The sequence below is a fragment of the Parcubacteria group bacterium genome (genome assembly GCA_016204045.1).
Taxonomy (GTDB): domain Bacteria; phylum Patescibacteriota; class Minisyncoccia; order Phycocordibacterales; family UBA2135; genus JACQLQ01.
This window is the reverse complement of sequence record JACQLQ010000004.1, coordinates 261,619-268,591: the sequence shown is the minus strand read 5'-3', so window position 1 is coordinate 268,591 and position 6,973 is coordinate 261,619. Positions and strand designations below refer to the sequence as shown.

Genomic DNA, 6,973 nt, shown 5'->3' with positions numbered 1-6,973 from the left:
GTGCTAGTCCTTCCCAATTCGCTCGAAACGAAAGAAAAGCGTTTTGCTGTGTATTCGGAGATGGATACAGCACCGATAAAACTTTTTGAATACATGGCAAGCGGCGTTCCGATCGTAGCTTCCGACCTCCCGTCGATTCATGCAGTGGTGAATGATAGGCAGGTGCACTTTGTTAAACCAGATAACTCCGAAGCCCTCCTCAACGGAATACAATTTGTTTTGGAAAATTCCACAAAGGGCAGAGAACTTGCTTCCGAGGCGCTTCTCCATTCGAAGCTCTACACATGGGATAAAAGGGCAGAAAAGATTCTCACGTTAATTAAAGGAATACATTAAGGCATGAAAATCGGCATCATTTTGCATCCATATGATGAAGACAAACCGGCAGGACTCGCACGGACTATTTTTGAGTTGACGAAGGGGATGCTCGACGTTGATTCTCAAAACGAATATTATGTTTTTCTTAAAAACACGCCAAAGACCCCGCCGCAGTTTCCTGGGGAAAACTGGAAGTTCGTATCATTGGGCGGAGGAAGGTTTTGGCTCGAAAAACTCCGAAATGCTCCGAGGTGTGACGTCTATATTTTTAACACACCTGTCATGCCCTTCTTTTGGAAACCGCCGAAATCAATAATCATCGCGCTCGACTTCGCGTACTGGTATTTAGCGGATAAGACTTTGGATGGACAGCTAAAGAAGCTCATAACTTTTCTTATCCACGGCTATTCACTTAAAAAAGCTGATGCTATCGTTGCCATATCGCACGCGACAAAAGAAGAGACAGCCCGACTCTTCAAGATCCCCGAGGGCAAAATTGATGTCGTGTACTGCGGCTTCAAGAGGATTTGTGTCGTTCCAGAGAAGCGTGTTCCCTTGCCCACAGAAAAGTTTTTCTTTTTCGCGGGTATATTAAAATTACGCAAGAACATCTTAAATATCGTTAAAGCCTTCCACGTGTTTCAGGGGGCACATCCAGATTATTCGTTAGTACTCGCCGGAAACCCATCAGGCGGGAAATATTTTGATTCCGTACTTCGTTTTATTGAAGAAAATAAGCTCACGGAAAAGATTCACTTTGTAGGGCACTTGAATGACCCAGAGCTTTCCTATGTCTATAAGCGCACAGAGGCCTTTCTTTTTCCCACGCTTATTGAGGGATTTGGTTATCCTGTGTTAGAAGCGATGGATTGTGGGGTTCCCGTCATTACGTCCAACCAATCATCTTTGAGGGAGGTTGGCGGAGAAGGTTCGGCCCTTCTTGTCGACCCTTACGAGCCAAAAGATATTGCGGCCGCCATGCGAGAAGTCGTAGAAAGTTCTGACAAAAAGGAAAAACTCATTACAGCGGGCTTTGTTCGCGCGAAACAATTCTCCTGGCGTAAGGCAGGAGAAGAGCTGCTCGAAATTGTTAAGAGAATACATCATGTGGAACATCACTCCAATTAAGATTTTGCTTGTTGTCGCAGTTTTTGCGATTGCCCTTGTTTATTCTGTTATACCGCACCTTGTTCGTTACGAGACACTTACATCTGAAGGCCTTCGGTATATACCTATTACCCTGGAGCCAAATTTTGATCACATGAACTTCGGCGCATCTCGATACCGAGATGTGGTTGATGGCAGGCTTTTCCCGGGAGAAATGGACACCTATGAGCATAAAGATGGCCCCATCTTATGGCCCATACTCGTTCCGTTTATGGTCTCGCCGTTTTTGCTTCCATTCGACTCGGTGTTTCCGGGGATAGTACTCTCCGAGCTTTTCTTTCCCGTCTTGCTTTTCCTCGCACTGTTTTTTCTCCTTGTTCGTTTTACAGAGAACAAACTCTTTTCGCTCTTTTCTGCCTATGTGATCATGCTCTTTCCCCAGCTCATGGTTTTAGTTCCCCCTTCTTCCCTTACGGAATTAAAATTGCTGTTTTTCCAATTCATCCCGTTCTCTAACGTCCCCGCATCCGAGCTCAATTTCCTTACCCGCGACTCGTTCATCCCTGGTGGCCCCTTTTTCGTCATGCTGTTTTATTGCATGTACCGAGTGCTTACCGATGAGAACAGGAGAAAACTTTTCACTGTACTCGGTGGCGTCTTTTACGGACTTCTATTCTATCTCTATTTTTACTATTGGGTGTTTGCAACTATTTTTCTCGGGATACTGTTTTTGGTGCTTCTCGTCACAAAAAATTATTCAGGAGCGCGAACAGTGTTTTTTGCGGGTCTCACGGGTGTCGTCATCTCGCTTCCATTTTGGTTGAACCAGTATTACCTCACGGGGCTTTCTTCGTATGGGGACATTATGCCTCGTATGGGGATTGAGGAGGGGCATGGAGTACGGTGGTTCCTGTGGAAGACATACGCACTCTTCGTAGCCATGGCCGCTCTCGCGCTGTACTTTGGAAAGCACTTTTCTAAAAGGATGCTTGGGTACTTCCTTGCCACCCTCGCTGTTACCGGCATTGTTGCGTACAACATAAACGTTGTCACGGGGTTCACCATACAATCCGACCATTGGGGGAACAAAGTATTTTTGATCGTAAACGGCATGCTTTTGCCCACGCTTCTCTATTACGCGTGGCTCCGCGTTGCTCCGTATTTGAAAAGAAAGTACACGATTAATACCACCAAAGTGTTTTCTTTACTCGCAATTGTGGTTGTGGTTTTGCTCACGACGCATGTTGTCGAAAGCAGCATCAAAGAAAATATAAAAGACGCGCCAAACTACACAGTGTCCAAACCTGTCATGGACGCCTATGAGTGGCTCACTAAAAATACTCCCAAAGACAGCGTGGTAATGACTCCGTCGATCGAGACCACGATTGAGCTTGCTGGGTACACACACAACAGGGTCTTTCAGGCGCGAGCCCAAAACAATCTTCTATCGAAGAAAGAGGTGTTGGAGCGCATGTATATCACCCACAAGTTTTTTGGTGTCCCCGGGGAAAAGTTATCTCAAGTGCTATCGACACACCTCGGTGTATTCAACTTCTTTACCGAAGAATATAATAGTCGAGCCCTCGATTCGCACCTGCGTCCGGAGAAATACCCGGTATACGTCCTACCGGAAGATGTCCTAAACGGTCTCTTGCTCACGTACGCCAACTACTCATTGCCGAAAGAGATGCCCTATCACCTTGATTATGTGTTTGTTGGCCCCCGCGAACATGCCCTTGCCGGGAGTGATGAATATATAAGGCAGTATGCTATAGTATATGACGATAACGGAGTTACCATATACAAATATGAGTAAAATCTTACTTACAGGAGGAAGCGGATATATTGGTTCAATTTTGACCGAGGAGTTGCTCAAAGCAGGACACCGCGTGCGCGTGCTCGATAATTTTATGCATGGACAAATTTCTCTCGCCCACCTCATGCATTCCCCGGATTTAGAAATTCTGCGTGGAGACACGCGCAATGAGGAGGCGCTTGCCAAAGCTCTAAAAGATATAGACATCGTGATACCGCTTGCTGCTATTTTGGGGGCATTGGTCTGTGATCGCGATCAGATTGGAGCCCACACTACTAATCTTGGAGCAATAGAAACGCTTTTGAAACTTCGGAAGCCCGAGCAGAAGATTATCTACCCAAACACCAACAGCGGTTATGGCGTGGGTCAGAATGATACTTTCTGTGATGAGAATACACCACTTAACCCCATTTCTATTTATGGTCGCACGAAGGTCGCGGCCGAAAAAGCTGTATTGGAAGCGGGCAACAGCATGGCGTTTCGGCTCGCCACAGTCTTTGGAGTAAGCCCTCGAATGCGGATTGACCTCTTGGTTAACGATTTTGTTCACCGTGCTGTCATGGACCGATTTATCGTGCTCTTCCAAGCGCATTTTAAAAGGAACTACATTCATGTTCGTGATGTCGCCCGAGCGTATCTCCACGCGATTGAGCATTTCGATACCATGAAGGGCCAGGCATATAATCTCGGACTTTCTGACGCCAACTTAAACAAGAAAGAGCTTTGTGAAGCCATACAAAAGCATCTTCCCGATTTTTATTTTGTCGAAGCAGAAATAGGGGAGGATCCGGACAAAAGGAACTACATCGTCTCAAATGAGAAGGTCGAGAAAACTGGCTTCAAGCCAGCGTATTCTCTTGACTTCGGCATTGCCGAACTGATTAAGTTCTACCGAACGATCAAGCATTGGCCGTATGGGAATCAATAATAAAGGTGGCTATGATTTCAGTCGTTTTTCCAACATACAATGAAGAGGGGAACGTGCGTGAGCTTCACGCGCGTCTTAAAAAAACGCTCGATGAAATGCACGAGCCGTATGAAATCATTGCCGTTGATGCTCCTTCGACCGACAACACCCTCGCTATTTTAAAAACCCTGAGGCCTCTTAAAATTGTTGTTTTTGGACACAGAACTGGGCCCGCGTCCGCTTTAAATGAAGGCTTGAGGCAAGCTAAGGGCGATGTCGTTGTTATCATTGACGCCGACTTGCAGGAGAATCCGGAAGACATACCGAAGCTTGTAAGTAAGCTCCGGGAAGGATATGACATGGTCGCAACGCTTCGCATGGGGAGGAAGGATACATGGGGGAGGCGCCTCATTTCTCGATGTGCAAATCTTGTGACGCGCACCATAACCGGTCTTCATATTCGTGATTTCGGGTCCCAATTTAAAGTCGCGCGGCGCGAAGTATTTCAGGACCTCTTTTTGTACGGAGAAATGCATGCGTTCATTCCTGCAATCTGTCACGCGCGCGGTTTTAAAGTTACCGAAGTTCCTATTGTCTATAACGAACGTAAGTCGGGCAAGACAAAATACTCTGTCTTTAGAGTAGCAACGCTCTTTCTCGATCTCTTGGTAGTAAAGTTTTTCGCCGACTACTTCATGCGTCCGCTCATGTTTTTCGGCGGGTGGGGCCTCGCCTCCATCTTTCTTGGGATCGTGACTGCTGGAGCGGCGATTGTGCTGAAGCTCATGGGGCTTTGGACATTTACACAGACACCCCTCCCACTCCTCGCATCTTTGCTCGTCGTCGTCGGCATGTTGCTTTTCATGATGGGCTTCCTCGCCGAGATTTTGTTCCGAATCTACTACGAAGGAAGGGGTAAAATGCCCTATATTGTTCGCGAGGTGATAGAGAATAAGTAAGAGCACTTCGTCTCATATTTCGTCTTCACTCGGAGAAAAGGAAAGCACAGCTTTCATTTTCCATCCTCGCTCGACGAAATAAAAAGCCCATCTATGGGCTTTTAATTCAAAACTCGGAGAAGTTGCCATTCTGTATATGGAGATGGAGTCCCGGGGCCTGGTCTCATTTGTGTCACAAGTTTGATTTGAACACGCGAGCCGACCTCGGCGTCTCTGCAGTTCGGGGGGTCTACGAGAGTAATTGGCTCACGTACGGTAGGAGTTTCGAGAGTGAGAGTACAGCGCTCGACGGTGCCCATTGGTATCGGGAGACCGAGGATCAGCATCCCCAGCGCAAAATTCGGAGCATCCGCCACCTCTTTGCCTACCACCACCGCCTCTACGGGCCTCGTTCCTATATTTTCCATCCCTACACAAGCCGTTAAGCTTCCTAAGCACAAGAGAAACACAGGTGTTTTACGCACAGCTTTTCTCCGTAAAGATCACTATGACAATAGTAGAATATTTACCGCAAATAAGCGAGAAGATTCGCTTTTACACCTTTTCTTTGAGGAAAAGGTCGAAGACGCTAAAGAGATATTCTAAGTGTGCATCGGTAAGCCCCTGGTGGCAGCCGATGAGGAGCGAGTTCTTCATGATATAGTCCGCATTCTTGAATGGGATTGGTCCGCCCACTAAATCTCTGAATCCTGGGTGCCGTGTTATGTTCCCCGAAAAGAGCGCGCGCGTCTGAACATCGTGGTTTTCCAAAAAGACGACGAGCTCCTGGCGAGTAAACGGACAGTCGGGAGTGAGTGTTAATGGGAAGTTAATGAAAAGAGTGTCCGTCTTTGGGTGCTGTTTCGGTGTAATAAAGTAGGGCTTTGTTTTAAAGAAGTCGAAAATCTTTTTGAAGGTTGCTTTTCTTATCCGCATGAACTCTGGCAGTTTTTTCAACTGCTCAACTGCGATTGTTCCCTGCATTTCCGTCACCTGCATGTTGAAGCCGCACTCTTTAAACGCGAGCTTGCTGTCGTAGGGAATGCCGTCTATTGAGTAATTGAACCTCACGTTAATATCCTCTGACTCAAGGGTTCCCGCTGAGGCACGCCCCCAGCCCCGGAGCACCTGAAGTTTCGACTTCAACTCGTCATCGTCAGTCATTATGACACCTCCACCACCACCGGCGGTAATGATGTGTGTGCTGTAAAAGGAGCTTGTGGCGATGTCTGCATACGTGCCAATGGGCTTGCCGTCAAAGAGCGCTCCGTTCGTGTCGCACGAATCGAGTATAAAAAGGCTGCCGTGTTTCCTGCTCAAGTCTCGCAATCGGGTGAGGTCGGGGAGGTTGCCGACGAGCGCGGGGATCATAAAGATCCTTTCCACGTTGGGAGTGCTTTCGACATACTCTTCGACTGCATCCACATCTATTACATATGTGTCTGCTTCGGAATCGAAAAACTTTGGCTTCATTCCGGCCTGCAAGATGGGGGCGACCGTTGTGCCAAAGGTGAGCGCTGGGGTAATGACCTCAAGCCCTGGTTTCTTGTGTGCGTAGAGCGCAAGAAGATTCGCCGATGACCCGGAGTTCACCATAACCCCGTGCTTTTTGCCGAACACGCGGGTAATGCCGTCTTCGAACTCACGAACCTTGCTACCGGGGGTGACGACGTTTTCTTTCAAAAGCTTCATTACGGCCTCTATTTCTTCTTGCCCGATTGATGTGTTTGCTGTAGGGATTCGCATAATGTTTATTTTAGAGAATGCTTGAAATTAAGTTTATTACAACGAACGAGGATGCGCAATGAGAACACAGAATCTCTAATAATTCACTTCCTCAAAACGTACTTGACACCCTTCCTACATGTTGTGTCCGCTTCTTTTTTG

At 47.2% G+C, this 6,973-nt stretch carries 7 protein-coding genes; 5 read left to right on the top strand and 2 right to left on the bottom strand.

Annotation, left to right across the window (positions count from 1 at the left end; all coding sequences use genetic code 11):
* The 5 genes from HY455_03810 to HY455_03790 form a co-directional block, all read left to right on the top strand.
* Positions 1-336, top strand: a 336-nt coding sequence (locus tag HY455_03810) for a glycosyltransferase (protein ID MBI4118634.1), incomplete at its 5' end; no start/stop codon positions are given.
* A 3-nt stretch (positions 337-339) separates the two neighbouring features.
* A complete protein-coding gene (locus HY455_03805; GenBank protein MBI4118633.1) occupies positions 340-1,446 on the top strand; it encodes a glycosyltransferase family 4 protein in 1,107 nt (368 codons plus the stop codon).
* Entirely contained in the window at positions 1,424-3,241 is a 1,818-nt protein-coding gene (locus HY455_03800) for a hypothetical protein (GenBank protein ID MBI4118632.1), read from the top strand. The genes HY455_03805 and HY455_03800 overlap by 23 nt, the downstream gene beginning before the upstream one ends.
* Positions 3,234-4,169, top strand: a complete 936-nt coding sequence (locus HY455_03795; protein MBI4118631.1) for an NAD(P)-dependent oxidoreductase — start codon at positions 3,234-3,236, stop codon at positions 4,167-4,169. The genes HY455_03800 and HY455_03795 overlap by 8 nt, the downstream gene beginning before the upstream one ends.
* Positions 4,170-4,180: 11 nt before the next feature.
* On the top strand, positions 4,181-5,107 hold the full coding sequence (locus HY455_03790) for a glycosyltransferase family 2 protein (protein MBI4118630.1): 927 nt from the start codon (positions 4,181-4,183) through the stop codon (positions 5,105-5,107).
* A 101-nt stretch (positions 5,108-5,208) separates the two neighbouring features.
* On the opposite strand, the gene HY455_03785 is transcribed toward HY455_03790, so the two are convergent.
* Both HY455_03785 and HY455_03780 read right to left on the bottom strand, forming a co-directional pair.
* Positions 5,209-5,514, bottom strand: coding sequence for a hypothetical protein (locus HY455_03785; protein MBI4118629.1), 306 nt, complete (start codon positions 5,512-5,514; stop codon positions 5,209-5,211).
* Positions 5,515-5,641: 127 nt separating this feature from the next.
* Positions 5,642-6,832 (bottom strand): aminotransferase class I/II-fold pyridoxal phosphate-dependent enzyme, encoded by a 1,191-nt coding sequence (locus HY455_03780; GenBank protein MBI4118628.1) that lies wholly within the window; start codon positions 6,830-6,832, stop codon positions 5,642-5,644.
* Between the last annotated feature and the right edge of the window lie 141 nt (positions 6,833-6,973).

Bases quoted from the DNA above. Each gene is read 5' to 3' on its own strand.
- HY455_03785 (MBI4118629.1), bottom strand. From the start codon at position 5,514: ATGGAAAATATAGGAACGAGGCCCGTAGAGGCGGTGGTGGTAGGCAAA.
- HY455_03805 (MBI4118633.1), top strand. From the start codon at position 340: ATGAAAATCGGCATCATTTTGCATCCATATGATGAAGACAAACCGGCA.
- HY455_03795 (MBI4118631.1), top strand. From the start codon at position 3,234: ATGAGTAAAATCTTACTTACAGGAGGAAGCGGATATATTGGTTCAATT.
- HY455_03800 (MBI4118632.1), top strand. From the start codon at position 1,424: ATGTGGAACATCACTCCAATTAAGATTTTGCTTGTTGTCGCAGTTTTT.
- HY455_03790 (MBI4118630.1), top strand. From the start codon at position 4,181: ATGATTTCAGTCGTTTTTCCAACATACAATGAAGAGGGGAACGTGCGT.
- HY455_03780 (MBI4118628.1), bottom strand. From the start codon at position 6,832: ATGCGAATCCCTACAGCAAACACATCAATCGGGCAAGAAGAAATAGAG.